Origin of the sequence: Sarcina sp. DSM 11001 (genome assembly GCF_900101015.1) — a bacterium.
Lineage (GTDB): Bacteria > Bacillota > Clostridia > Lachnospirales > Lachnospiraceae > CAG-791.
Genome location: NZ_FNFZ01000066.1, coordinates 1 through 1,875 on the forward strand (window position 1 = coordinate 1; position 1,875 = coordinate 1,875).

A 1,875-nucleotide genomic window follows, 5' to 3' on the forward strand; every position below is an offset into this window, starting at 1 on the left:
ATCTATATTCAGTTTTCAAGGTGGTTGCTAATAGCCGCTTAGTGCTTAGTAATGTGCTAAGCAACAAAACTGGGGACTTTTGACCCCAACATCATATAATAGAGAGAAAGGTGAGCTGCAGTAATTCTGGATTAAAGGAAAGGGTTTAACATGGCAAACATAGATAGTTGGGAATCCTTTATACGTATGCACGGCGGAATTGTCGGTGCAAGAGACTGCTTTGAGCAGGTATGTGATGAATTACTCTTTAAAGAGAACAGCGGAAGGGATGTTCATAGAATGCATTCAGCTGGTGGAGATGGCGGTATTGATATTTATGTTTCGAACGAAGATGGTTCCGTTGATATCTATCAATGCAAGTTTTTTAGGGATCATTTGGATTCTTCAAAGTGGGAGCAGATAAAGTCATCGTTCAAAACACTTATTTCCGGGCATTCGAAATTGAAATTAAATATCAGAACATGGTATCTGTGTTTGCCTAAGCAGCTTTTACCAGATGAAATAGCTACTTACGAAAAATTTAAACATGATAGAGAACAAGAGGGTATTTGCATTCGCCTTATCGATGGAAAAGACCTGATTTTAAGGATTACAGAAGTAGGGTTGGCTGATAAATGGTTTGGTGCAAACAGTGATCTACTCGGAACCAGCAATAATTTAATACCTATATATCTGAGCTATCCGACACCGCATACTTCTCTGCAGCTAAAATTTATTGAATATCTTAAAGCGGATTTAATAAAACGAGGGTTATACCCGCGAAATGTGGGATCTTCTGAATACTCTATGGATGCGCCGTTAACTGCAATCAGCAGAGTGATGACAGAGGTACAAGGCTGCTTATGTGTGGCATTTAGACGTGTATATATAGAAAACGCCGTCATGAAAAAGGGGGCGAATGTCAGCGATCAAATCCAAGAAAATATGAGTCAGTATTGGTATACAAGTCCATTTGTGCATATTGAACCGGCAATGGCATTTCAGATGAAACTGCCAACATTGATATTTAAAGAAAAGGATGTTGCTCGTGAAGGAATGTTAGACCCTGCCATTCGGGGAATTTACCTTCCGGAATTTGAATTAAGTGCAGAAGAACCAATCAGTGCCTTTTTTGAGTCTCAGATGTATGTGCAGCTTATTGAGCAGTATGCTGAAAAAGTATTATGGACCTCCAAGCCAATTAATAGGGAATGCAGTGTGGCAGAGTTTTTTCAGAAAAGATGAAAGCTGTTAATATCCTCTCCTTTGCCTTGGGAAAATGTCACGCCCTTAGAGGCTGCAATTGTTTCGTAAAGCAGATTGGGCTTTTCAATGAAATCAACGGTGACGCAGCCGCACACAAAGCTGATCGACATTTCCAACGTTTCAGTATTTACAGAAATACACTAATAGACACCGTCGTAAGCTTTTGCGACGGTGTCAATCATTTACTAATACTTCCCATACCAAAAACGGTGTAAATCATAGGAAACATAAGGCTTGAAGGGATAAAAATACACCTCGATCTGTTATACGAACTTTCGCATAACAGATCTTATGCGAACCCTGCTTTTATGCGAACTCTCCACACGGCAATGCGGCAAATAAACCTCTTTCCATCATGAAAAGTTCGCATAAATTCCTTAGTCCAACCCCAGAATCCGGGTCATCTCATCCTCGTCATCCGGCCAGAGCTGCTCAGTTTCCGGGATCGCTTCTGTTCTTCTGTTTGCGATCTCCCGAAGCTGCTGGACAGAAGGTGATGTATAGTGGTCTCTTGTCGTCTTCGTATCAGAGTGGCCGAGAAAAACAGCCACCGCTTCGATGTCGACGCCGTCCCTGTAAAGCAATGTTCCCCGCGTACGTCTGAAAGTATGCGGCGACACTGATTCAGGG

The 1,875-nt window shown here is 41.7% G+C and carries 2 protein-coding genes; one reads left to right on the forward strand and one right to left on the reverse strand.

All coding sequences use genetic code 11. The features are described 5' to 3' along the window. Positions 1-150 precede the first annotated feature (150 nt). Complete coding sequence (locus tag BLT02_RS16620; protein ID WP_092998151.1) at positions 151-1,224, forward strand: hypothetical protein; 1,074 nt, start codon at positions 151-153, stop codon at positions 1,222-1,224. A gap of 398 nt (positions 1,225-1,622) precedes the next feature. On the opposite strand, the gene BLT02_RS16625 is transcribed toward BLT02_RS16620, so the two are convergent. Continuing rightward, the coding region (locus BLT02_RS16625) for a tyrosine-type recombinase/integrase (protein ID WP_175453920.1) at positions 1,623-1,875 on the reverse strand (253 nt) is incomplete at its 5' end.